Annotated in this window: 20 protein-coding genes and 1 pseudogene; 12 read left to right on the forward strand and 9 right to left on the reverse strand. The window is 71.8% G+C overall.

All coding sequences use genetic code 11. The annotated features are described in order from the left end of the window. Positions 1-120: 120 nt before the first annotated feature. From sigE to AB0D93_RS14185, 5 genes are all read left to right on the forward strand, one after another. Positions 121-831, forward strand: coding sequence for an RNA polymerase sigma factor SigE (sigE, locus tag AB0D93_RS14165; RefSeq protein ID WP_362118404.1), 711 nt, complete (start codon positions 121-123; stop codon positions 829-831). Beyond that, a complete protein-coding gene (locus AB0D93_RS14170) occupies positions 828-1,847 on the forward strand; it encodes a zf-HC2 domain-containing protein (RefSeq protein WP_362118407.1) in 1,020 nt (339 codons plus the stop codon). The genes sigE and AB0D93_RS14170 overlap by 4 nt, the downstream gene beginning before the upstream one ends. Before the next feature lie 407 nt (positions 1,848-2,254). Further along, entirely contained in the window at positions 2,255-4,027 is a 1,773-nt protein-coding gene (locus AB0D93_RS14175) for a trypsin-like peptidase domain-containing protein (protein ID WP_362119139.1), read from the forward strand. Between the two features lie 84 nt (positions 4,028-4,111). After that, positions 4,112-4,546 (forward strand): sec-independent translocase, encoded by a 435-nt coding sequence (locus tag AB0D93_RS14180; RefSeq protein ID WP_362118410.1) that lies wholly within the window; start codon positions 4,112-4,114, stop codon positions 4,544-4,546. A gap of 239 nt (positions 4,547-4,785) precedes the next feature. Continuing rightward, on the forward strand, positions 4,786-5,451 hold the full coding sequence (locus AB0D93_RS14185; RefSeq protein WP_362118413.1) for a hypothetical protein: 666 nt from the start codon (positions 4,786-4,788) through the stop codon (positions 5,449-5,451). Between the two features lie 76 nt (positions 5,452-5,527). On the opposite strand, the gene AB0D93_RS14190 is transcribed toward AB0D93_RS14185, so the two are convergent. The 3 genes from AB0D93_RS14190 to AB0D93_RS14200 are packed head-to-tail and all read right to left on the reverse strand — an operon-like array spanning position 5,528 to position 8,586. Continuing rightward, positions 5,528-6,661 (reverse strand): Mrp/NBP35 family ATP-binding protein, encoded by a 1,134-nt coding sequence (locus AB0D93_RS14190; RefSeq protein WP_362118416.1) that lies wholly within the window; start codon positions 6,659-6,661, stop codon positions 5,528-5,530. A gap of 43 nt (positions 6,662-6,704) precedes the next feature. Then, positions 6,705-7,307, reverse strand: a complete 603-nt coding sequence (locus tag AB0D93_RS14195; RefSeq protein ID WP_362118419.1) for a DUF1003 domain-containing protein — start codon at positions 7,305-7,307, stop codon at positions 6,705-6,707. Further along, positions 7,297-8,586, reverse strand: a complete 1,290-nt coding sequence (locus AB0D93_RS14200) for a CBS domain-containing protein (protein WP_362118422.1) — start codon at positions 8,584-8,586, stop codon at positions 7,297-7,299. Before AB0D93_RS14200 ends, AB0D93_RS14195 begins: the two co-directional genes overlap by 11 nt. 226 nt (positions 8,587-8,812) lie before the next feature. Between AB0D93_RS14200 and AB0D93_RS14205 the strand changes: the two genes are divergently transcribed. Continuing rightward, positions 8,813-9,556: a hypothetical protein gene (locus AB0D93_RS14205; protein WP_362118424.1), complete on the forward strand. Its 744-nt coding sequence runs from the start codon at positions 8,813-8,815 to the stop codon at positions 9,554-9,556. A gap of 63 nt (positions 9,557-9,619) precedes the next feature. Here AB0D93_RS14205 and AB0D93_RS14210 read toward each other — a convergent pair whose 3' ends face one another. Beyond that, positions 9,620-10,135: a hypothetical protein gene (locus AB0D93_RS14210; protein WP_362118426.1), complete on the reverse strand. Its 516-nt coding sequence runs from the start codon at positions 10,133-10,135 to the stop codon at positions 9,620-9,622. Positions 10,136-10,159: 24 nt separating this feature from the next. Continuing rightward, entirely contained in the window at positions 10,160-11,284 is a 1,125-nt protein-coding gene (locus AB0D93_RS14215; protein ID WP_362118428.1) for a magnesium and cobalt transport protein CorA, read from the reverse strand. Between the two features lie 486 nt (positions 11,285-11,770). Here AB0D93_RS14215 and AB0D93_RS14220 point away from each other — a divergent pair, with 486 nt between their 5' ends. Then, positions 11,771-12,355: a suppressor of fused domain protein gene (locus tag AB0D93_RS14220; protein ID WP_362118431.1), complete on the forward strand. Its 585-nt coding sequence runs from the start codon at positions 11,771-11,773 to the stop codon at positions 12,353-12,355. Between the two features lie 41 nt (positions 12,356-12,396). Here AB0D93_RS14220 and AB0D93_RS14225 read toward each other — a convergent pair. Further along, positions 12,397-13,607 (reverse strand): annotated as a pseudogene (locus AB0D93_RS14225) (MFS transporter). Between the two features lie 171 nt (positions 13,608-13,778). Between AB0D93_RS14225 and AB0D93_RS14230 the strand changes: the two are divergent. The 3 genes from AB0D93_RS14230 to AB0D93_RS14240 all read left to right on the forward strand — a co-directional run bounded on the left by AB0D93_RS14230 (position 13,779) and on the right by AB0D93_RS14240 (position 16,250). Then, the gene (locus AB0D93_RS14230) at positions 13,779-14,420 is read left to right on the forward strand and encodes a DUF6758 family protein (protein WP_362118434.1); all 642 of its coding nucleotides are present in this window, start codon (positions 13,779-13,781) and stop codon (positions 14,418-14,420) included. A 283-nt stretch (positions 14,421-14,703) separates the two neighbouring features. Continuing rightward, positions 14,704-15,561, forward strand: coding sequence for a PHP domain-containing protein (locus AB0D93_RS14235; RefSeq protein ID WP_362118437.1), 858 nt, complete (start codon positions 14,704-14,706; stop codon positions 15,559-15,561). An 83-nt stretch (positions 15,562-15,644) separates the two neighbouring features. Continuing rightward, on the forward strand, positions 15,645-16,250 hold the full coding sequence (locus AB0D93_RS14240) for a MarC family protein (RefSeq protein WP_362118440.1): 606 nt from the start codon (positions 15,645-15,647) through the stop codon (positions 16,248-16,250). A gap of 45 nt (positions 16,251-16,295) precedes the next feature. Here AB0D93_RS14240 and AB0D93_RS14245 read toward each other — a convergent pair whose 3' ends face one another. Further along, complete coding sequence (locus AB0D93_RS14245; RefSeq protein WP_099054875.1) at positions 16,296-16,448, reverse strand: hypothetical protein; 153 nt, start codon at positions 16,446-16,448, stop codon at positions 16,296-16,298. Between the two features lie 195 nt (positions 16,449-16,643). Between AB0D93_RS14245 and AB0D93_RS14250 the strand changes: the two genes are divergently transcribed. Then, a complete protein-coding gene (locus AB0D93_RS14250; RefSeq protein ID WP_362118444.1) occupies positions 16,644-17,540 on the forward strand; it encodes an NYN domain-containing protein in 897 nt (298 codons plus the stop codon). A gap of 24 nt (positions 17,541-17,564) precedes the next feature. On the opposite strand, the gene AB0D93_RS14255 is transcribed toward AB0D93_RS14250, so the two are convergent. Then, complete coding sequence (locus AB0D93_RS14255; protein WP_362118448.1) at positions 17,565-18,437, reverse strand: alpha/beta hydrolase; 873 nt, start codon at positions 18,435-18,437, stop codon at positions 17,565-17,567. A gap of 188 nt (positions 18,438-18,625) precedes the next feature. Next, on the reverse strand, positions 18,626-21,097 hold the full coding sequence (locus AB0D93_RS14260) for a DEAD/DEAH box helicase (protein ID WP_362118451.1): 2,472 nt from the start codon (positions 21,095-21,097) through the stop codon (positions 18,626-18,628). A 505-nt stretch (positions 21,098-21,602) separates the two neighbouring features. Between AB0D93_RS14260 and AB0D93_RS14265 the strand changes: the two genes are divergently transcribed. Next, positions 21,603-22,340 (forward strand): ferritin-like fold-containing protein, encoded by a 738-nt coding sequence (locus AB0D93_RS14265; protein ID WP_362118454.1) that lies wholly within the window; start codon positions 21,603-21,605, stop codon positions 22,338-22,340. Positions 22,341-22,364 lie beyond the last annotated feature (24 nt).

Raw genomic sequence — 22,364 nt, forward strand, 5'->3', positions numbered from 1 at the left:
TCAAATTCTCGTAAAACCGCTTATCCGGAGCTAACGGGCGAGGTGGCTATGGTAGGGGCTCCACTGGACACCACCAGAGCCGACAGGGGAGGTGCGGCTGCGCCCGGAGACCGGGGTGGAGTGCTGCGGCGCTTCCTCGGGTCGGCGGGCAGGCCGAAATCCGTGACCGACACCGCTGCTGACCACCACGCCGGTTTCGCCGCAGGCGAGGCCCAGACCGCGACCTTCTCCACCGACGCGGACGGGCAGGCGTGGACTCCGCCCACCTGGGAGGAGATCGTCAGCACCCACAGCGCCCGTGTCTACCGCCTCGCCTACCGCCTGACCGGCGATCAGCACGACGCCGAGGACCTCACCCAGGAGGTCTTCGTCCGTGTCTTCCGCTCCCTGTCGACCTACTCGCCGGGCACCTTCGAGGGCTGGCTGCACCGCATCACGACCAACCTCTTCCTGGACATGGTCCGGCGCAAGCAGCGCATCCGCTTCGACGCCCTCGGCGAGGACGCGGCCGAGCGCCTGGCCAGCCGCGAGCCCACCCCGCAGCAGCTCTTCAACGACGCGCACTTCGACGCCGACGTCCAGCAGGCCCTGGACACCCTCGCGCCCGAGTTCCGCGCCGCCGTCGTCCTGTGCGACATCGAGGGACTGTCGTACGAGGAGATCGCCGCGACCCTCGGCGTGAAGCTCGGCACGGTCCGCTCCCGTATCCACCGTGGCCGCTCCCAGCTCCGCAAGGCCCTCGCGCACCGCTCCCCTGAGGCGCGCGCGGCCGAGCGGCGCTCGTTCCTGGCCCGTGTCCCCGCTCTGGGGGGAGGGGGCGCGACCGCGTGAGTGGATCCCGACCGAAACCTGCGGAGGCGCATCTCGCCGAGCAGCACCTGGGAGACCGGCTCTCCGCCCTGGTGGACGGAGAGCTCGGTCATGAGTCGCGTGAGCGGGTCCTCGCACACCTGGCCACCTGCGCCCGGTGCAAGGCGGAGGCGGACGCACAGCGCCGGCTGAAGAACGTGTTCGCAGAGGCGGCCCCGCCGCCGCCCTCGGCGAGCCTGCTGGCCCGCCTCCAGGGCCTTCCCGGAGGGGGTGACCTGGACGGCGACGGCATGTCGCCGCCCGGGGGAGGCCTCTTCGGACGCGGCGTCGACGACACCGCCGCGGCCACCGGCGTCTTCGGAGTGAGGCGCGGCGAGCGCTTCGCGTTCGGGTACGTGCCCGCCCGCCCGCACGACCCTGTCGTCCCCGCACCCGAGGAGCGCGGCTTCCGCATCCATCCCGTCGGGCGCCCGGACGACGGGCGTTCCGCCTCGCGCGGTCTGCGGTTCGCCGTCGCCGCCGCCGGCGCGGTGTCGCTGGCCGCGGTCGCACTCGGCGGCGTGACCACCGGCATCCCCGGTGACACCGCCGTGGACGCCCGCGGTGGCTCCGGCACCGGCAACAACGTCGTCCCGGCACGCTCGGCCGGCACGGGTACGGGTGCGGGCACGGGCGCCGCCACACCGGACAATCAGCGCCGGCGTGCTGTGGGGCCGCTGTCGGCCCAGGGCGGCGCACAGTTCGGACAGACCATGGCGGTACCGACCTCGATGTCCGCGCCGCTGGTTCCCGGACTGCCGTCCGCCGGTACCGGCCAGGCCCAGAGCGACACCCTGCGCAGCCTGACCGCGCCGGTGATGGCGGGTGCGGCCGCCGTCTCCCCGCTGATACGCCCGCTCGACGACACCGTCGTCTATCCGCTCGCCGCCTGGTCCACGGTCCCCGCGGTGACCGGCTCCGGCCTGCTGACCGCTCCCCTCCCCGACGCCACCCCCGCCACCACGCCGTCCCCCTCCCCACCTCACCAGACGCCCTGACCGGCCACTTCGCCACGGCCCGCGAACCTGGTTGAATCCGGTAAGGGCCGTTCCCGCGGCGATGACCCGGGGGCGTGGCCGACGTTCCGCTGCCGCCGACGCGTGCGGCCGCGGCCAGCCGTGGGGAGAGCATGAACGAGGGGAACCGCGTCCTGCCGGAGGAAGGACCGGAAGGGCCGGAAGGACGGGTGGGGGCGACACCGGCCGACCGAACCGACGCCACGACGCGCACGGCCGCCGAGCGGGCCGGGGCCGAGCCGACGGATCCCGCATCGGCGAGCACCGGGACGGACGGCGCGGCCGGGCCGGAGGGCGCCGGGGCCGCGGCCGACGGGGACTTCGTGCTGGCCAAGCCGGTGCCGGGGCCGACCGGCGGCGATGAGGCGGACGGCACCGCGGGGACCGTCGTGTCAGCGGGGACCGGGGAAGCCTCTTGGGCGGCTCCCACCGGGCGGCCCAAGCCCTTGCACGACCCCGACCCCTACAGCACCCCGCCGTACGGCGAGCCGGGCCCCTGGGCGCCCGCACCGCCCGTACAGCACCCGGCGGCCACCCCCGCCCAGACAACACCCGTGCCCCTCCCACCGGCCCCGCAGTCCCCCGGGACTGCCGCCCCTGCGCCGGGTTCTCCCGCACCCGTCCACGGGCCTCCCGCACCCGTCCACGGGCCTCCCGCACCCGTCCACGGGCCTCCCGCACCCGTCGACGGGCCTCCCGCACCGTTCCACGAGCTGCCCGCACCAGTAACCGGCGCGTGCTCACCCATCCCCGCGGTGCACCCTCCGGTAGCCGCCGCCCCTACTCCTGCTTCCGTGCAGCACCCCCCGGTAGCCGCCGGACCCGACACCGGCACCCCGCTGCCGCCCCCCGGCTCCTCCGCAGCCGGAGTCCCGGCCCCTGGGGCGTCAACCACCACCGCTGCCACAGGTGCACCAGTGGCGCCCGAGACGGGTGGGGGAGCCGTTCGCGGTTATGACCCCTGGGCCGGTGGGTCTCCGACGGAGCAGGTGTACGGCCGGGGGCCGCTGCAGCAGACCGGTGGCCGGGCGGTGGACGGTGGGCAGGCCGGTCGGCGGGTGGGGCGGTCTCTGCTCGGGTGGAGCCTGCTGGTCGCACTCTTCTCCGCGGGCGTCGGTGGGGTCGCCGGTGCCTGGGTCGAGCGGGAGGGCCTGGTCGGGGACGTGCGTCTGCCGCAGGCCGGGCGCGTGCCCGCCGGGCGGGCGCCGGACAGTGTGGCCGGGATAGCGGCTCGCGCGCTGCCCAGCGTCGTCACCCTGCACGTCACCGGGACCGATCAGCAGGACACCGGCACCGGCTTCGTGCTCGACACCCAGGGCCACATCCTCACCAACAACCACGTCGTCGCGCCCGCCGGATCGAACGGGGCGATATCCGTGACGTTCAGCAGCGGTGACACCGTCAAGGCCAAGGTCGTCGGCCATGACAGCGGCTACGACCTCGCCGTCGTCCAGGTCCACGGCGTACACGGGCTCACCCCGCTGCCGCTCGGTGACTCCGACGACGTGCGGGTGGGCGATCCCGTGGTCGCCATCGGCGCCCCCTTCGACCTCGCCAACACCGTCACCTCCGGCATCATCAGCGCCAAGGAACGGCCCATCACGGCCGGCGGGGAGAAGGGCGACGGCAGCGACGTCTCGTACGTCGACGCCTTGCAGACCGACGCGCCCATCAACCCCGGCAACTCCGGCGGCCCGCTGCTCGACTCCCGCGCGCGGGTGATCGGCATCAACTCCGCCATCCGGTCAGCCGACGGCGGCTCGGACTCGGACAGCGCCGAGGCCGGCTCCATCGGTCTCGGCTTCGCCATCCCGGTGAACCAGGCCAGGCGCGTCGCCGAGGAACTGATCAACGACGGCCATGCCACCCACCCCGTGATCGGCGTCACTCTCGACATGGCGTACACCGGCGACGGCGCACGTGTCGACAGCAAGAGCGCGAACGGAGGCCCCGCCGTGAGCAGGGGCGGCCCCGGCGAACGGGCCGGTCTCAAGGCCGGCGACGTCATCACCGAGGTCGACGGAGAGCGCGTGCACACGGCCGAGGAGCTGATCGTCAAGATCCGCGCCCACCGGCCCGGTGACCGGCTGCGGCTGACGGTCCGACGCGACGGCACCGACCGGATTTTCCCGCTCCGACTGGGCGCGACGGAGCAGAACTGACACAAGTCTCACCTCGGGACGGTACCGGTCGGACAGGAACGCCGGGTACCGTTGAGCGACCGAGGACATCGCAAGGAGCGTCAGGTGTTCAATGACATAGGGCCACTGGAGCTGGTGACGATCATTGTGCTCGCCGTGCTCGTCTTCGGTCCGGACAAGCTCCCGAAGGTCATCCAGGACGTCATGCGCACGATCCGGAAGATCCGCGAGTTCTCGGAGAGTGCCAAGCAGGACATCCGCAACGAACTGGGCCCGGAGTTCAAGGACTTCGAGTTCGAGGACCTCAACCCCAAGGCGTTCATCCGCAAGCAGCTTGACAACGACGAGCTGGGGCTGAAGGAGATCCGCAACGGCTTCGACCTGAAGAAGGAGATGGCCGAGGTCACGGATGCCGTGCACGGGCGGGAGAGCGAAGTCTCCTCGTCCTCCGTGCCCGCCTCGGGGCGCGTCGACATGACCAAGAAGCCCGAGGAGCTCGGCGCGGACGAGCGGCCGCCGTTCGACGCGGACGCCACCTAGCACGGTCACCGGCGCCGACACGCGCACGCGGGCGCACACCGCGCACGTGACGCGTTTCATAGCACGTGCCCGTCGCATACGGCCTGAACAGGTCGTTCGTGCGACCCACGCATCCAGCGCCTGCCCTGAGGCTCTCACCGGTGTGGTTATGCTGCCGAGTTGATGTGCGGACCGGAGGAGTACGCCCGAAGGGGGGCGGGCCGCCCCGGTCCGACGAGAGCGAGGAGGCGTCCGGGCAGATGGAGACGACGAGTCGGGTGGGCGCGCAGGCGCCGGCCGCGGAGGGTGCGCAGCAGCTCCCCTCCGCCCGGCGTACGGTCGACGGTTACCTGCGGGCGCCCTTCCCGTGGTACGGCCTCGACGAGGCGTTCACCGGGCCGCGCTGGCTGATGCAGGTCGGGACGGCGGCCGACGGTGCCGTCGAGCACGGGTCCATCGGGCACGGTGACGAGCCCTCCGTGCGCGGCGAGGCCGGCTCCGCCGGTGAGCCGCGGGAGAAGTTCGCGGTGGTCGTCACGGTCGCCGCGCAGCCGTCCCGGAGGAGCGCCGACGGCACGGGGCTGCTGGAGGCGACGTCGGTGTCCTCGGCGGCCTGGCTGGCCGGGGTGGGGCTGCTGTCGTTCACCTGGCCCGGGCAGATGGACCACACCCTGCGGGACGACTGGCTGGACCAGCAGACGGAGACCGCGTGGGCCCTGGCCGACGATCTGGAGGGCCCGGAGTGGTCCAGGCTCTCCCTGCCGGTGGACGGGGTGGCGGCCTCGTTCCACTACCGGGAGTCCGAATTCGGGTGGGTGCTGGCCGGCACGACCGAGGCCGGGGTGCACCTGGGGGCGTACGGGCGGGGGATGAGCGCGTACGGTCTCGGGTTCGCCGTGGTGAAGGACATTTCCGCCTACGCGTGACCGAGGGGCGCCGGTTCGTCCCGGCGCCCCTTCGCCGCAGGGCTCCCGAGCGGGGCCCTCGGTCCGCGGAAAGCCCTCAGAACTTGTTCTTCGGCGTGAGCCCCAGCGACAGGCCCGAAAGGCCCCGCTGCCGGCCGCCCAGCTTCCCGGCGATCGCCCTGAGCGCGCTGCCCGCCGGGGAGTCCGGGTCGGTCAGGACGACCGGCTTGCCCTCGTCGCCGCCCTCGCGCAGGCGGACGTCGATCGGGATCGAACCCAGCACCGGCACCGTCGTACCCGTCGTACGCGTCAGGCCGTCGGCCACCAGCTGGCCGCCGCCCGTGCCGAAGACGTCGACCATCTCGCCGCAGTGCGGGCAGGGCAGGCCGGACATGTTCTCGACCACGCCGACGATCTTCTGGTGGGTCTGGACCGCGATGGACCCGGCGCGCTCGGCGACCTCGGCCGCCGCCTGCTGCGGGGTCGTCACGACCAGGATCTCGGCGTTCGGGATCAGCTGGGCGATGGAGATCGCGATGTCACCGGTGCCCGGCGGCAGGTCCAGGAGCAGGACGTCCAGGTCGCCCCAGTAGACGTCCGCGAGGAACTGCTGCAGCGCCCGGTGCAGCATCGGGCCGCGCCAGACGACCGGGGCGTTGCCCGGGGTGAACATGCCGATGGAGATGACCTTCACGCCGTTCGCGGACGGCGGCATGATCATGTTCTCGACCTGGGTGGGACGGCCGTCCGCGCCCAGCATGCGCGGCACGCTGTGGCCGTAGATGTCGGCGTCGACGACGCCCACCTTGAGGCCGTCGGCGGCCATCGCGGCCGCCAGGTTCACCGTCACCGAGGACTTGCCGACGCCGCCCTTGCCGGAGGCCACCGCGTAGACGCGGGTGAGGTTGCCGGGCTTGGCGAAGGGCACCTCGCGCTCGGCCTGGCCGCCGCGCAGGGCCGTCGCCAGCTCCTTGCGCTGCTCGTCGCTCATGACGTCCAGCGTGACGTCGACCCGGGTGACGCCCTCGACCCGGGAGACCGCCTCGGTGACGCGCTGGGTGATGGTGTCGCGCATGGGGCAGCCGGTCACCGTCAGGTAGACGGTGACCGCGACCGCTCCGTCCGCGCCGATCTCCACCGATTTGACCATCCCCAGTTCGGTGATGGGTCGGTTGATCTCGGGGTCGTTCACCGTCGCCAGTGCCTCGCGCACCGCGTCTTCCGTAGCCATAAGGACGATGGTACGGCGCGCTGAGGGACCTGAGGGATGCCCCTCAGCGGTCGTCTGTGTCACGTCCGGGAGACCGTTCTGCCCGTTCCGCCGGGAATACGACATGCCCGTCGTGACGTCGCCTGTCCTCCAGCTCCTTGACCAGGTCCTGCAGCTCCGAGCGGATCCAGTCGCGGGTCGCGACCTCGCCCAGGCCCATGCGCAGCGCGGCGATCTCCCGGGTCAGGTACTCGGTGTCGGCGATGGACCGCTCGTTCTGCTTGCGGTCCTGCTCCAGGTTGACCCGGTCGCGGTCGTCCTGCCGGTTCTGCGCGAGCAGGATCAGCGGGGCCGCGTAGGAGGCCTGCAGGGACAGCGCCAGGGTCAGGAAGATGAACGGGTACTGGTCGAAGCGCAGGGCGACGGGCGCGGCGATGTTCCACAGCACCCACAGGATGATCACGCCCGTCATCCAGACGATGAAGCGTCCCGTGCCCAGGAACCGGGCGATCTTCTCCGACAGCCGGCCGAAGGCCTCCGGATCCCACTCGGGCAGGAACCGGCGGCGCGGCGGGCGCGGTTGGTCCAGGCGGGGCGCGCGCGGCCGGGTGGCGGCCGTGGCCCCCACTGGAGTGCGCTCGCGGGTGCTCTCGCGCTCAGGAGCCATGCGTGGCCGCCTCCTCTCCCTCGTCCAGGTGGAACTCCGTCTCCCGCCAGTCGTCGGGGAGCATGTGGTCCAGTACGTCGTCCACGGTCACCGCGCCCAGCAGCGCCCCCGCCTCGTTCACCACGGGCGCGGCCACCATGTCGTACGTGGCGAAGAACCCGGCGATGACGGGCAGGGCGGCGTCCGGGGCCAGGGTCTGCAGATCCTCGTCCAGGAGTGCGCTGACCAGCGTGTACGGGGGGTCGCGCAGCAGCCGCTGGAAGTGGACCGTGCCCAGGTACTTGCCGGTCGGGGTCTCGTCGGGCGGGCGGCAGACGTAGACCTGGGCGGCGAGCGCGGGGGAGAGGTCGGGGTTGCGGACGCGGGCGAGCGCGTCGGCGACCGTGGCGTCCGGGCGCAGCACGATCGGCTCGGTGGTCATCAGACCGCCGGCCGTGTGCTCCTCGTACGACATCAGGCGGCGCATGTCGGCCGCGTCGGCCGGCTGCATCAGGCTCAGCAGCCGCTCCTTGTCGTCCTCGGGCAGCTCGGACAGCAGGTCGGCCGCGTCGTCGGGGTCCATGGCCTCCAGGACGTCCGCCGCCCGCTCCTCCTTCAGCTTGCCGAGGATCTCGATCTGGTCGTCCTCCGGGAGCTCTTCGAGTACGTCGGCCAGCCGGTCGTCGTCGAGCGCCGCGGCGACCTCGGCCCGCCGTTTGGCGGACAGGTGGTGCAGGACGTTGGCGAGGTCGGCGGGGCGCAGCTGCTCGAAGGTGGCGAGCAGGCTCTCGGCGCCCTGGCCGTGCTCCTCCAGGGAGAACCCGGTGACGGCCGACCACTCGGCGGTCAGCGTCTCGCCCTTGGCCCGCCGGAAGGCGCTCGCCTTCTTCCCCTTGCGGACGAAGACGCGGTCGACCTCCCAGTCGCGGCGGGCCGGCAGCTGCTGCACGGACACGTCGAGGACGGTGACCTCCTCGCCGGTCTCCACCAGCGTCACCCGCCGGTCCAGCAGCTCGCCGAAGACCAGCCGCTCGGTGGGCCGCTGCTCGAAGCGCCGGACGTTCATCACGCCGGTGGTGATGACCTGCCCGGACTCGACGCCGGTGACCCGGGTCATGGGCAGGAAGATGCGGCGCCGGGTGGACAGTTCGACGACCAGCCCGAGGACGCGTGGGGGCCTGCGGCCCACACGCAGCATCACGACCAGATCGCGCACGCGGCCCACCTGGTCGCCGTTCGGATCGAAGACGGGGACCCCGGCGAGGTGCGAGACGAAGATCCGGGGGGCGCCGGCTGCCATGGCTGTGCTTCCTCTGCTGACGTGGCCTGGGAACCGCCCTTGACTGGGGTGTTCCGCTTTGTCGGTGAATTGCTCGGATTTGCCCGCTCGGTTGCGCTTCAGGCTAGCCCGTACCGGTCGGATACGCCCTGGTGGGCGGTCCGGACGGACTCGCTCCGCCCGGCGGCCGAGGCACGGGTACGCTGCGGTACTCCGCTCAGGAACCGTCAGAGAGGCGACCCCACCTGTGACTGCGATTCCCCAGGGCCGTACCCGCCGGGCCGCGCTGGTGACCGCGATCTGCGCACTGGCCGTGACGGGGACGGCGGTGCTGTCCGGGTGCGGCGGCGAGGATCCGGACGCGGGGACGAACGGCGTCGGCAAGCTTCCCGCCGACAGGATCCAGACGAAGACCCGGGCGGCGGCCCGGGCGGCGTCGGCGGTACGGCTGTCCGGGACCGTGGTCACCAGCGGCCGGACGTACCAGCTGGACATGCGGCTGAAGGCCGACGGCGGGACCGGCTCGGTGACCTCGAAGGGCGCCACCTTCAAACTGCTGCGGGTCGGCAGGCAGCTGTACATGAAGGCCGACGCGGACTTCTGGAACCAGGCCGGCGCCAAGGGTGACGGCGCGGCCGGCACACTGAACGGCAAGTACGTGAAGGTCCCGCAGAAGGACCCCGCGTACAAGAAGTTCAGCGGCTTCACGGACAAGGACCTCCTTCTCGACGGGCTGCTCACCCTGCACGGCGCACTGGGGACGGACGGGCATCACGACGACGCGGGTACCCGCACCATCCGCATCACCGGCGACAAGGGTTCCGGCGGCAGCCTCGACGTCTCCCTGGAGGGCACGCCCTACCCCCTCCGTCTGGTCCGCGCCGGCGGCGCCGGGACCCTCAGCTTCTCCGACTGGGGTAAGGACTTCGCCGTGGCCGAGCCCGCGAAAGGTGAGACCGTGGATTACGGACAGCAGCTGCCGACGTCGTAGCCGGACGGAAAGCCGTCCGCTGCCGGGAGCCCCGGCGGTGCGGAGCCCCGCCCGGCACCGCCACTACCGTCGCTTGCGGCCCTTGCCGAGAAGCTTCGGCAGCCCGGCGGGGATCGGCCTTCGCGTGGTCGCCGGCGTCGGCACGGGAGCCTCGGCCAGGCTGTCGGCGGGCAACGGCAGCACCGGCCCGGCCGGAGTCAGGCGCAGCACCCTGCACTCGCGCGCCCAGCGGGCCGGCATCTGCTCGCCGTCGGGGGCGTTCAGCCGTTTGCCCTTCAGCTCGGCGACGGCCGCCTCCCACTCCTCGGAGCCGGGTGCCGGCTCGGACACGGTCGCCCGGAACGTCACCAGCCGGCCGCCCTTGTCCTTGCTGCGCACGGTCACCTCGGCGGACCCCCCGTCGACCAGCCCTTCCAGCGGCTGCTCACCGGGCCCGTCCCCGACCAGGCACACCGCGCCCTCGTGCCACACGTGCCACAGCGCACGCGCGGCGGAGGTCCCGGCGCCCCTGACCCAGATGAGGCCGGACTTCTTCGAGGCCTCCTCGATGAGGGCCCGGTCGAGCAGCTCGCTTGTCATGCGCCCAGCCTATCCAGCGCCCGCTCAGAGCCAGCCGTTGCGCTTGAGCGTGCGGTGGATGCCGACGCAGATGACGACCGTGACGCCCATGATCACCGGGTAGCCGTACTTCCAGTGCAGCTCCGGCATGTACTTGAAGTTCATGCCGTACACACCGCACACCATCGTCGGTACGGCGATGATCGCGGCCCAGGCGGTGATCTTGCGCATGTCCTCGTTCTGGGCGACCGACGCCTGCGCGAGGTTGGCCTGGAGGATGGAGTTGAGGAGTTCGTCGAAGCCCAGCACCTGCTCCTGGACCCGGGCGAGGTGGTCGGCGACGTCCCGGAAGTACTTCTGGATGTCGGGGTCGACCAGCCGCATCGGCCGCTCGCTCAGCAGCTGCATCGGGCGCAGCAGGGGAGCCACCGCGCGCTTGAACTCCAGCACCTCGCGCTTGAGTTGGTAGATCCTCGCCGAGTCCACACCGCGCGAGACCCCGCCCTTGCGGCCCGGCGAGAAGACCTCGGTCTCCACCTCGTCGATGTCGTCCTGCACCGCGTCGGCGACCGCGATGTAGCCGTCGACGACATGGTCGGCGATGGCGTGCAGCACGGCCGAGGGGCCCTTGGCGAGCAGCTCCGGGTCGTCCTGCAGGCGGTGCCGGAGCGCCCGGAGCGAGCCCTGGCCGCCGTGCCGGACGGTGATGAAGAAGTCCCGGCCGGTGAAACACATCACCTCGCCGGTCTCGACGACCTCGCTGTTGGCGGTGAGCCGGTCGTGCTCGACGTAGTGGATGGTCTTGAAGACGGTGAAGAGCGAGTCGTCGTACCGCTCCAGCTTGGGCCGCTGGTGGGCCTGCACCGCGTCCTCCACGGCCAGCGGGTGCAGCCCGAACTCGCTCGCGATACCGGCGAATTCGGCCTCGGTCGGCTCGTGCAGCCCGATCCACACGAAGCCGCCGTCACGCCGCACCTGCCGCATCGCCTCGTGCGGGCTGAGCGGCCCCGTGCCCGCGACACGGGTGCCGTCGCGGTAGACGGCGCAGTCCACCACGGCCGAGGGCGTGGCCGGGTCACGGGTGGTGTCGTACGACGACGCACTCGTGTCCTTACGCAGGGAGACGCGGGACGGACGGACCACGGCGCGCAGGTCGCGGATCATCGACATGGGCAGGCTCCTTCGCGACAGGCAACGAAAGACCGCCGGCGACGGGTGGAACTACCCGGAATGGGGACGTCCTGACTGTGGGATGTTTGGCACGTCCACAAAGCGGGGAGCACCGCACCGTCGCGGTGGCGACTTCGCTACTGATGCAGAACTGATTCGATCAGGCAGATCGGGCGATCAGACGATCAGGGCAAAGCGAAACGAAGTGCTCTTCCGAAGGGCAACGCGCACAGGAAGGCGTAGAGCAGCCGGAAACCAGCCAGTGACTACATCAACGGGCGGAAGAGCGAGTGGTACTGCACGGTCGACTTCGATCCATGACAGCCCCACCTCCTCCGGCCGGTCCCTCGTAAGGGAGTGTCCTCGGCGTCGGGACTCGATAGCGACGCTTCTGCGTGCTGTCCCGAACCACCGGCTCAGCGTAGCAGTCGCCCGAAGTGTCAAGGCGCCGCTTTGCCCGCCACTGACGAGTTCTATGCTCGCCGCATGGCTGATGTTCTTCCTCTGGTCGAGGCACGGTTGACCACCGCCCTGGGCGAGCCGGACGCGCGCGCGGCCGTCACCTTCCTCGGCACGGACCGCATCGAGGTGCTCCGGTTCCAGGAGGGGGACGTCGTGCGGTACGCCACGCTGGGCATGTCCGCGCACCCCATGACCGACCCCACCGCGACGCTCGCCGACCCGGTCAAGGGCCCCCGCGCCGAGCTGGTCCTGTCCGTCCGCGCCGGTCTCGCCGACACCGACAAGGTGCTGCGTCCACTCGCCGTGCTGGCCGCGACGCCGCAGGTGGAGGGTCTGATCGTGACCCCGGGCGCCTCCCTGGACGTGGGCGAGCCGCTGTGGCCCGGCGCCCCTTTCACCTCGGTGCTGGTGGGTGAGCCCGGCGGCCTGGTGGAGGACCTGGAGCTGGACGACCCGATGGAGCCCGTCCGGTTCCTGCCGCTGCTGCCGATGACCCCGACCGAGGCGGCCTGGAAGCGCGTGCACGGCGCCCAGGCCCTCCAGGAGCGCTGGCTCACCAACGGGACGGACCTGAGGGACCCCGCCCGCAGGTCCGTCCCGCTCGACTGAACCGGCCGTGACCGATCTCACCAACGCAAGGCCGGAACCAGTCAGTTGGCAAAGACGGTGATCCCGTCCTCGGCGGCGTGCGCCGGCTCCGCCTCCTCCGCTTCGTGGGTGAGGGCGCGGCGGCGTACGACGACCACGACCGCGCCCAGCACGGCGGTGACCGCCGCCACCACGAACGGGATGTGGATGTCGCTCCACTCCTCGATCTTCGGCGCGAAGTAGGGAGCGGCGGCGGCCGCGAACCAGCGGACGAAGTTGTAGCCGGCGCTCGCCACCGGTCGTGGTGCGTCCGAGACGCCGAGGGCCAGCTCGGTGTAGACGGTGTTGTTCACGCCGATGAACGCGCCGGACAGGATCGTGCAGACGATCGCGGTGGTGTGGTTGCCGTAGCCGAGCACCAGGACGTCCGCGGCGAGCAGCAGCAGTGAGCCGCCGAGCACCTTCAGCGATCCGAAGCGCGCCTGCATGCGCGGCGCCACGATCACGGAGAAGACCGCCAGCAGCACGCCCCAGGCGAAGAACACCGCACCGGAGCGGTACGGGGTCATGTCCAGCACGAACGGCGTGAAGGCCAGCACCGTGAAGAACGTGTAGTTGTAGAAGAAGGCGGAGCGAGGCCGCCGTGACCGAGCGCCTTGATCGGGTCCAGCACCGAGGTCCTGCGGGCCGGCTTCGGCTGCTCCTTCAGGAACGCCGTGATGCACAGGAAGCCGATCGCCATCAGCGTGGCCGTGCCGAAGAAGGGGTAGCGCCAGCTGACGTTGCCGAGGACGGCGCCGAGCAGCGGGCCGCAGGCCATGCCGAGGCCGAGCGCGGACTCGTACAGCAGGATCGCCGCGGCGCTGCCGCCGGCGGCAGCGCCGACGATGACCGCGAGCGCGGTGGAGACGAAGAGCGCGTTGCCGAGGCCCCAGCCCGCCCGGAAGCCGACGAGCTGCCCGACCGAGCCGGAGGTGCCGGCCAGACCGGCGAAGACGACCACGAAGGCGAGGCCGAGCAGCAGCGTCTTGCGGCCGCCGATGCGGCTGGAGACGAAGCCGGTCAGCAGCATCGCGACCGCGGTGATCAGGAAGTACGAGGTGAAGAGCAGGGACACCTGGCTGGCGGTGGCGTTCAGGCCCTGCGCGATGGACGGCAGGATCGGGTCGACCAGGCCGATGCCCATGAAGGCCACGACGGAGGCGCCTGCCGTGGCCCAGACCGCCTTGGGCTGCCGCAGGATGCCACCGGCTCCGGCGTCGAAGGGGTCCATGTGCTTCTCCCGTCCCGGACAGATGGTTGGTTTATACACATAGTAAGTTAGTGCATCTAATTAATGCAAGATGCATCTTGTTTTGCCCGGTCAGTGGCGCTCGGTCGCCCCTCCGCCCGGACGGGTGATCGTCCTTGACGTGGGCGGGCCGGGGTAGGACCGTGGAGCCCTATGAGGGGCGAACCCAGTTGCCCGAGGTGCGGTGGCCGGGTCAGGGCGCCCGGTCTCTTCGCCGATTCGTGGCAGTGCGATGTGCACGGCACGGTGTATCCGCTGCAGCCCGTGATCCCGCCCAGTGTCGAAGCCCTCGGTGCCGTCGTGCACCGCACGCACGTGCCGCTGTGGATGCCCTGGCCGCTTCCGGTCGGCTGGCTCTTCACGGGCGTGGCCTACGCAGGCGACGACCGCAGCGGTGGCCGCGCGACCGCCGTCGCCTGTTCCGGACCCGGCCCGCTCGGCGGCCCCGGTGAACTCATCCTGGTCGCCGAGGAACTGGGCGTCGGTCTCGGCGCGCGGTACGCGGGCATCGACGGCCCGGACCCCGGGTCGTACATGAACATCGAGAAGCCGCCGCAGGCCAAGGTCCTGGCCGCCGGCCGCCCGACCCCGCTCTGGCACGTCTACCGCACCCCTGACGACCGCGCCGTCTTCGCCGGTGAGGCGCTCGGGATGTGGCTCTGGGCGGTGATGTGGCCGGAGCAGTCCGCACTGCTCATGTACGACGAACTGGTGCTGACGGATCTGCGGGACGTGGGTGCGGAGGTGGATCTGGTGCCCTGCGGAGCGCTGTCGCCGCGCTTGCTCCGGCCGTAGTGCCCACCGGGGTGCCTGTGCTTCGGTCGTAGTGCCCACCGGGGTGACGGCGCTTCGGCCGTAGTGCCCACCGGGGTGACGGCGCTTCGGCCGTAGTGCCCACCGGGGTGCCGGGTTCTCGCCGTGCGCGGGCGCGGGTTCTCGCCGTGGCCTGTCGCGCGGTTCCCCGCGCCCCTGGGGCGGCTCGGTAAAGGGTGCTCCACGGGTTCGGGTGTGACAGTCGGACTTCAAAACCCCGCTATCCTTAGGTGTCCCCTTCCGTCCGTCACCGTCTGGAGTCAGCGTGCGCGTCGATCTGCACTGTCACTCCACGGCGTCCGACGGCACGGACACGCCTGCCGAGCTGGTGCGCAACGCCGCCGCTGCCGGGCTGGACGTCGTCGCGCTGACCGACCACGACACCACCCGTGGGTACGCCGCGGCGATCGCCGCGCTGCCCGAGGGGCTCACCCTGGTCACCGGTGCCGAGCTGTCCTGCCGTGTCGACGGCATCTCGATGCACATGCTGGCCTACCTCTTCGACCCCGAGGAGCCCGAACTGCTCGCCGAGCGCGAGCTGGTGCGGGACGACCGGGTGCCGCGGGCCAAGGGCATGGTCGCCAAGCTCAACGCGCTGGGTGTGCCGGTCGCCTGGGAACAGGTCGAGCGGATCGCGGCCGGCGGTTCCGTGGGGCGCCCGCACGTGGCGACGGCGCTGGTCGAGCTGGGCGTCGTACCGACGGTGAGCGACGCGTTCACCGAGGAGTGGCTCGCCGACGGCGGCCGGGCCTTCGTGGAGAAGCACGAGACCGACCCCTTCGAGGCGATCCGGCTGGTCAAGAACGCGGGCGGGGTCTGTGTGTTCGCGCACCCGGCCGCCGCCAAGCGGGGGCGTACGGTCCCCGAGGCGCGGATCGCGGAGATGGCCGAGGCCGGTCTGGACGGCATCGAGGTCGACCACATGGACCACGACGCCGACGCCCGCGACCGGCTGCGCGCCCTGGCGAAGGACCTGGGACTGCTGGTCACGGGCTCCTCGGACTACCACGGCAGCCGCAAGGACGTCGCCCTGGGCGCGTACACGACCGACCCCGAGGTGTACGGGGAGATCACCCGACGGGCCACCGGGGCGTTCCCGGTTCCGGGGACCGGCGGAGCCTGAGACCGGACCGCCTCACCGAGGGCCGGACCGCCGCACCTCCTCACGCCCGTGTCACTTCTTCCTGCAAGGCCTGCCGCACCACCATGTTCGACGTCGCTGTCTTCGGCTCACTGTTTCTGACCCTTTTCGTCATCATGGATCCCCCCGGGATCACCCCGATCTTCCTCGCGCTGACCGCCGGCCGTCCGGCCAAGGTGCAGAAGCGCATGGCCTTCCAGGCCGTGTGCGTCGCGGGCGGGGTCATCGCCACCTTCGGCGTCCTGGGCCACCAGATCCTGAACTACCTGCACGTCTCCGTCCCGGCACTGATGATCTCGGGCGGTCTGCTGCTCCTGCTGATCGCGCTGGACCTGCTCACCGGCAAGACCGACGAGCCGAAGCAGACCAAGGACGTGAACGTGGCGCTCGTGCCGCTGGGCATGCCGCTGCTGGCCGGTCCGGGTGCGATCGTGTCCGTGATCCTGGCCGTGCAGAAGGCCGGCAGTGTGGCCACGCAGATCTCGGTGTGGTCCGCGATCCTCGCGATCCACGTCGTGCTGTGGCTGGTGATGCGTTACTCGCTGCTGATCATCCGGGTCATCAAGGACGGCGGTGTCGTGCTGGTGACGCGGCTCGCGGGCATGATGCTCTCCGCGATCGCCGTGCAGCAGATCATCAACGGGATCACTCAGGTGATCCGGGGGAGCTGAGCCTCGTCGGCTCGGCTCCCCCGGAAAGCTTGAGTGTGACTCCCGTTACGAGGCCTGGGTCTCGGCCGGACGGATCCACAGTCGCTGCCCGATGGCGGCGGCCTGCTGAACGATCCTGTTGACGGAGGCGGCGTCCACGACGGTGCTGTCCACGGTGGTGCCGTCGACCTCGTCGAGTCGCATGATCTCGAAGCGCACGGGCTTCTCCCTTCGTCTGGTCATCCTCCTGCGGAGAACTACTTGGCGGGCCGGATGTGTATCCGGCCTCGTAGGTAGTGAACGTGCTGCTTGTTACAAACATTCCCTACGCTAAAGAAATTTTTCGAACGCCTAATTACTGACGGGTAGGCGTACGGTTGTGTTCGCACTGTGACCGCCGGGACAATGGAGGCGATGAACGACGACCTGGCGGCCCTGGACGCCCGCATCGACCGCACGAACGAGCTGCTGGAACGCATGCTCGCCGAGGTGGCGAAGACGCCCTCCACCCACGCGATCTTCGTCGACGCGGGCTATCTGTACGCGGCCGCGGGCCGACTGGTCGCCGGAACCGAGGACCGCCGGGCCTTCGACCTCGACGCCGAGGGCCTGATCGAGGCCCTCATCGACCGTGCCCGCTCGGTCTTCGCGGACAGCCGTCTGCTGCGCGTCTACTGGTACGACGGCGCCCGCCGCCGCATCCACACCGCCGAACAGCAGACCATCGCCGAACTCCCCGACGTCAAGGTCCGCCTGGGCAACCTCAACGCCAACAACCAGCAGAAGGGCGTGGACTCCCTGATCCGCTCGGACCTGGAGTCACTGGCCCGCCACCGCGCCATCAGCGACGCGGCCCTGCTCGGCGGCGACGAGGACCTGGTCTCGGCCGTCGAGGCGGCGCAGGGGTACGGCGCCCGGGTCCACCTGTGGGGCATCGAGGCCCCCGAGGGCCGCAACCAGGCCGAGCCCCTGCTCTGGGAGGTCGACAGCCAGCGCACCCTCGACCTGGAGTTCTTCAAGCCGTACGTCTCCCGGCGGACGGCCGCCGCCTACGAGGCCACCGCCGGCGCCCGCCCCACCCGCGAGGACGTCCGCTTCGTCGGCGCCCAGATCGCGGCCAAGTGGCTGTCCGCCCGGGGCCGTGAGGCCCTGGCCGAACTGCTGCCCGGCCACCCCTACCTCCCCGGCTCCGTCGACCAGGACCTACTCGTCGAGGCCGAGGGCCTGCTCCAGTACTCCCTGCGCGGCCAGGCCGACCTGCGCCGCGCCCTCAGGGACGGCTTCTGGGAGCATCTTCAGGCGCAGTACTAGCGCCGTTCGGCGGACCCCGCCCCGTTACCGCGCCTCGTCCCAGAAGTCGGCGAGCGCGCGGGCCGTGGCGAGGGGCTGGTCGGTGTTGGGGGAGTGCTCGGCGTCCTCGATCACCGTCCGCCGCGCGTTCAGCCGTAGCGCCATGTCGTCCAGCAGGGGCAACGGCCAGGTGTCGTCCCGCGAGCCGGACAGCACGTGGAACGGCAGCGCTACGGCGGCGAGTTCCGCGACGCGATCCGGTTCCGTGCACAACTGGCGCCCGGTGGCGAGGAGTTGCGCGCGCCGGGTGCTCAGCCAGCGGCGCCGCAGGTCGTGCCGCTCGTCGAGACCGCCGTCGAGCGCCGCCGTCTCGGTGTCCTCCGGCGTCTCCATCGCCTGGATCGCGTCCCACACCTCCGCCATGCTCATCACCGCGAGCGCGTCCCGCAGCAGCTTCACGCGCTGCTGCTGGGACTCCGAGATCTGCGCGGGGCCGGAGGCCATGAGGGTGAGCGAACGGAAGGGCGCGTGGTCGGTGAGCACGGCCGCACGGGAGATCTGCCCGCCGAGGGAGTGGCCCAGCAGATGCACCGGCTGTCCGAGCGCCTCGGCCTGCGCCAGCACGTCGAGCGCCAACTCCTGCTGGGCGTAGGCGGATTCGTCGCCCTCGGGCCCGTCCGACTCGTACTGCCCGCGCCCGTCCACGGCCACGGTCCGATACCCACGCCGTGCGAGCGGAACGTGCAGCGGATTGAAGTCCTCCTTGCTCCCGGTGAACCCGGGCAGCAGCAGCGCGACCCCGCGGGGCTCGACGCCGTCGGCCACGGGAGCGTCGACGACGGCGAACTCACCGCGCGCGGTCCGCAGCGCGTACGCCCGGGCACCGGGCGGCGGGACGAAGGTGGCGGGCCTGCTCATGGGGAGAGGCTACCGGGGCGGTGCCGATGGCGGACGGGTGCCCCGGTCCGTGGCCGGGCGGGGGCGGAGCCGCTCACCGGCGCGAACGGGAGACCGCCGCGGCCACCCGTGCACCCCTGTCGGTACGACCGGACAGGCGACGGCCCGGTCCACCTGGGTGGACCGGGCCGTCGGCGTACGGTGCCGGATCAGCCTTCGACGACCTCGACGGCCGCCGTGGCCTTGCGGGTACGGCGGCGCGGCTTGGCCTCCGGCTCCTCGGTGGCCTGCGCCGGAATCTCCGCGGCGACGACCGCCTTGCGGGTGCGGCGGGGCTTCACCTCGGCCTCGGGGGCCTCGGTGGTCTCCGGCGCGGTGGCGGCCTTCTTGCGGGTACGGCGCGGCTTGGCCTCCGTGGCCTCGGCCGTGTCCACGGCTGCCTCGGCGGTGGCTGCCGTCTTGCGGGTGCGGCGGGGCTTGGCCTCGGCTTCGGGGGCCTCGGTGGTCGTCTCCGGTGCGGTGGCTGCCGTCTTGCGGGTGCGGCGCGGCTTGGCCTCGGTCTCCGTGCCTTCAGCGGTGTCGACCGTGGTGGCTGCCGCCTTCCGGGTGCGGCGGGGCTTGGCCTCGGCCTCGGGGGCCTCGGCGGTCGTCTCCGGCGCGGTGGCTGCCGTCTTGCGGGTGCGGCGGGGCTTGGCCTCGGCCTCGGGGGCCTCGGCGGCGTCCGGCGCGGTGGCGGCCGTCTTGCGGGTGCGCCGGGGCTTGGCCTCGGGCTCCGTGCCTTCAGCGGTGTCGACCGTGGTGGCTGCCGTCTTGCGGGTGCGGCGGGGCTTGGCCTCGGCCTCGGGGGCCTCGGCGGTCGTCTCCGGCGCGGTGGCTGCCGTCTTGCGCGTGCGGCGCGGCTTGGCCTCCGTGGCCTCGGCCGTGTCCACGGCTGCCTCGGCGGCTGCCGTCTTGCGGGTACGGCGGCGCGGCTTGGCCTCCGGAGCCTCCACCGGCGCGGACTCGGCCTGGGGCTCGGTGGCCACGGGCGCCGCGTCCGCCGCAGGTGCGGACGGCTCGGGTGCCGTCTCGGGCAGGGCCGGCTCCGCCGACTTGCGGGTGCGGCGGCGGCGCGGCTTCTCCACGGCCTCCGGCTGGGAGGTCTCGGGCTGGGAAGTCTCCGGCTCCGCCGGGCTCTCCACCGTGTCCACCGCCTCGACGGCAGTCCCGGCAGCGGCGACCGGCCGCTCCGAGGCCCCGCCGCGCGTACGGCGACGACGGCGCAGGGTGCGGGGAGCCCTGGGCTCCTCCGCGCCGGTGACGTCGGTGGCGCCGGACTCGGTGGCCGGAACCGCGGTGGTCGTGGCGGCGTCGACGGGTGCCCCGCCACGGGTGCGGCGGCGACGGCGCGGAGTGCGGGTCGTACGCTCGCGCTCGGCGGCGACGGACTCGGGACGGCCGTCACGCTCACCGCGGCCACCACGGCCACGGCCGCGAGCGCCACGGCCGCCGGTCTCGCCGAGGTCCTCCAGCTCCTCCGCGTCCAGACCCGCACGGGTCCGCTCCGAGCGAGGCAGGGTGCCCTTGGTGCCCTCGGGGATGCCGAGGTCGGAGAACAGGTGCGGGGACGAGGAGTACGTCTCCACCGGGTCGTTGAAGTCCAGCTCCAGCGCCTTGTTGATCAGCTGCCAGCGCGGGATGTCGTCCCAGTCGACGAACGTGATCGCCGTACCCTTCGCGCCCGCGCGGCCCGTACGGCCGACCCGGTGCAGGTACGTCTTCTCGTCCTCGGGGGACTGGTAGTTGATGACGTGGGTCACGCCCTCGACGTCGATGCCGCGCGCGGCGACGTCGGTGCAGACCAGGACGTCCACCTTGCCGTTGCGGAAGGCGCGCAGCGCCTGCTCGCGGGCGCCCTGCCCGAGGTCGCCGTGGACCGCGCCGGAGGCGAACCCGCGGCGCTGCAGCTGCTCGGCGATGTCGGCGGCCGTCCGCTTGGTCCGGCAGAAGATCATCGCCAGTCCGCGGCCCTCGGCCTGCAGGATGCGGGCGACCATCTCCGGCTTGTCCATGTTGTGCGCGCGGTAGACGAACTGCTTGATGTTCGCGACCGTCGCGCCCTCGTCGTCCGGCGCGGTGGCGCGAATGTGGGTGGGCCGGGACATGTAGCGGCGCGCGAGGCCGATGACCGCGCCCGGCATCGTCGCCGAGAACAGCATGGTCTGGCGCTTGACCGGCAGCATGTCGATGATCTTCTCGACGTCGGGCAGGAAGCCCAGGTCGAGCATCTCGTCGGCCTCGTCGAGGACCAGGCACTTGACGTGCTTGAGGTCCAGCTTCTTCTGGCCCGCGAGGTCGAGCAGCCGGCCCGGGGTGCCGACGACCACGTCGACGCCCTTCTTGAGGGCTTCCACCTGGGGCTCGTAGGCCCGGCCGCCGTAGATCGCCGTCACGCGCACGTTACGGACCTTGCCGGCCGTCAGCAGGTCGTTGGTGACCTGGGTGCACAGCTCGCGCGTGGGGACGACGACGAGCGCCTGCGGGGCGTCGGTGAGGGCCTCGGGGGCGGCGCGTCCGGCCTCGACGTCGGCGGGGACGGTGACGCGCTCGAGGATCGGGAGGCCGAAGCCCAGCGTCTTGCCGGTGCCGGTCTTGGCCTGGCCGATGACGTCCGTGCCGGAAAGGGCGACGGGGAGCGTCATCTCCTGGATGGGGAAGGGGTTGATGATGCCGACGGCTTCCAGGGCCTCGGCGGTCTCGGGAAGGATTCCGAGTTCACGAAACGTCGTAGTCAGGGTGCTGCCTCTTCTGTGTGGCGCGGTGCGAGGCGAGCGCGGGGGTCATGTCTGACCGTGCCGGGGACGTCGGCTGCCGTACGGGCGAACCACTCGGGCAAGCCGTATGACACGGGACCTCTGCCGACGCTCTAGCGCTCGTACCGCTGAGGGTGTCCCTCCGGTCGTCGTACGTACTGTGACGTACGGCCAGGGAGGGCTGTCGGGTCGGAGCCGATCGGGCCACCGACCGGGCATCCTCATGCGTGCGCCCTGTCGCGAGACGTCGAACACCGTCGACGCACTCTGGCAGGCGCATTACCACCATACCCCGGATCCGCGCACATGTGATGGCCGATTCCGTCACGTCGTGGTGGTCACACTGACCGGGGAGGACCTTCCGAGGCCGTGCGAGCGGGCTATTGTGCGCCTCATGACTAGCTCTGACAAGCCTGAGAACGACTCCGCAGCACCCACGGGCGTCGCCGCCCGGGACTGGGCGCAGGCCTCCGCCGACCCGCAGTACCGCGCCGCCGTCGTGGATCTGCTCGGCGCGCTCGCGTACGGGGAGCTGGCAGCGTTCGAGCGGCTCGCGGAGGACGCGAAGCTCGCGCCGACCCTCGCGGACAAGGCGGAGCTGGCGAAGATGGCCTCGGCCGAGTTCCACCACTTCGAGCGGCTGCGGGACCGGCTGACCGAGATCGGCGAGGAGCCGACGGCCGCGATGGACCCGTTCGTCGCCGCGCTCGACGGCTTCCACAAGCAGACCGCGCCCTCGGACTGGCTGGAGGGCCTGGTCAAGGCGTACGTCGGCGACTCGATCGCGAGCGACTTCTACCGGGAGGTCGCGGCGCGGCTCGACTCCGACACGCGTGAGCTGGTTCTCGCCGTTCTCGACGACACCGGGCACGCCGGGTTCGCGGTGGAGAAGGTGCGGGCCGCCATCGACGCCGACCCGCGTGTGGGCGGCCGGCTGGCGCTGTGGGCGCGGCGGCTGATGGGCGAGGCGCTGTCGCAGTCCCAGCGGGTCGTCGCCGACCGGGACGCGCTGTCGACGATGCTCGTGGGCGGCGTGGCCGACGGGTTCGACCTCGCGGAGGTCGGGAAGATGTTCTCGCGGATCACCGAGGCGCACACCAAGCGGATGGCGGCGCTGGGCCTGGCGGCGTAGCGCCTGTCGGGGCGCCGGGTTCCC

This window comes from Streptomyces sp. NPDC048191 (genome assembly GCF_040652655.1).
Lineage (GTDB): Bacteria > Actinomycetota > Actinomycetes > Streptomycetales > Streptomycetaceae > Streptomyces.

Bases quoted from the DNA above. Each gene is read 5' to 3' on its own strand.
- AB0D93_RS14185 (WP_362118413.1), top strand. From the start codon at position 4,786: ATGGAGACGACGAGTCGGGTGGGCGCGCAGGCGCCGGCCGCGGAGGGT.
- AB0D93_RS14190 (WP_362118416.1), bottom strand. From the start codon at position 6,661: ATGGCTACGGAAGACGCGGTGCGCGAGGCACTGGCGACGGTGAACGAC.
- AB0D93_RS14195 (WP_362118419.1), bottom strand. From the start codon at position 7,307: ATGGCTCCTGAGCGCGAGAGCACCCGCGAGCGCACTCCAGTGGGGGCC.
- AB0D93_RS14200 (WP_362118422.1), bottom strand. From the start codon at position 8,586: ATGGCAGCCGGCGCCCCCCGGATCTTCGTCTCGCACCTCGCCGGGGTC.
- AB0D93_RS14210 (WP_362118426.1), bottom strand. From the start codon at position 10,135: ATGACAAGCGAGCTGCTCGACCGGGCCCTCATCGAGGAGGCCTCGAAG.
- AB0D93_RS14215 (WP_362118428.1), bottom strand. From the start codon at position 11,284: ATGTCGATGATCCGCGACCTGCGCGCCGTGGTCCGTCCGTCCCGCGTC.
- AB0D93_RS14220 (WP_362118431.1), top strand. From the start codon at position 11,771: ATGGCTGATGTTCTTCCTCTGGTCGAGGCACGGTTGACCACCGCCCTG.
- AB0D93_RS14230 (WP_362118434.1), top strand. From the start codon at position 13,779: ATGAGGGGCGAACCCAGTTGCCCGAGGTGCGGTGGCCGGGTCAGGGCG.
- AB0D93_RS14240 (WP_362118440.1), top strand. From the start codon at position 15,645: ATGTTCGACGTCGCTGTCTTCGGCTCACTGTTTCTGACCCTTTTCGTC.
- AB0D93_RS14250 (WP_362118444.1), top strand. From the start codon at position 16,644: ATGAACGACGACCTGGCGGCCCTGGACGCCCGCATCGACCGCACGAAC.
- AB0D93_RS14255 (WP_362118448.1), bottom strand. From the start codon at position 18,437: ATGAGCAGGCCCGCCACCTTCGTCCCGCCGCCCGGTGCCCGGGCGTAC.
- AB0D93_RS14260 (WP_362118451.1), bottom strand. From the start codon at position 21,097: ATGACGCTCCCCGTCGCCCTTTCCGGCACGGACGTCATCGGCCAGGCC.
- AB0D93_RS14265 (WP_362118454.1), top strand. From the start codon at position 21,603: ATGACTAGCTCTGACAAGCCTGAGAACGACTCCGCAGCACCCACGGGC.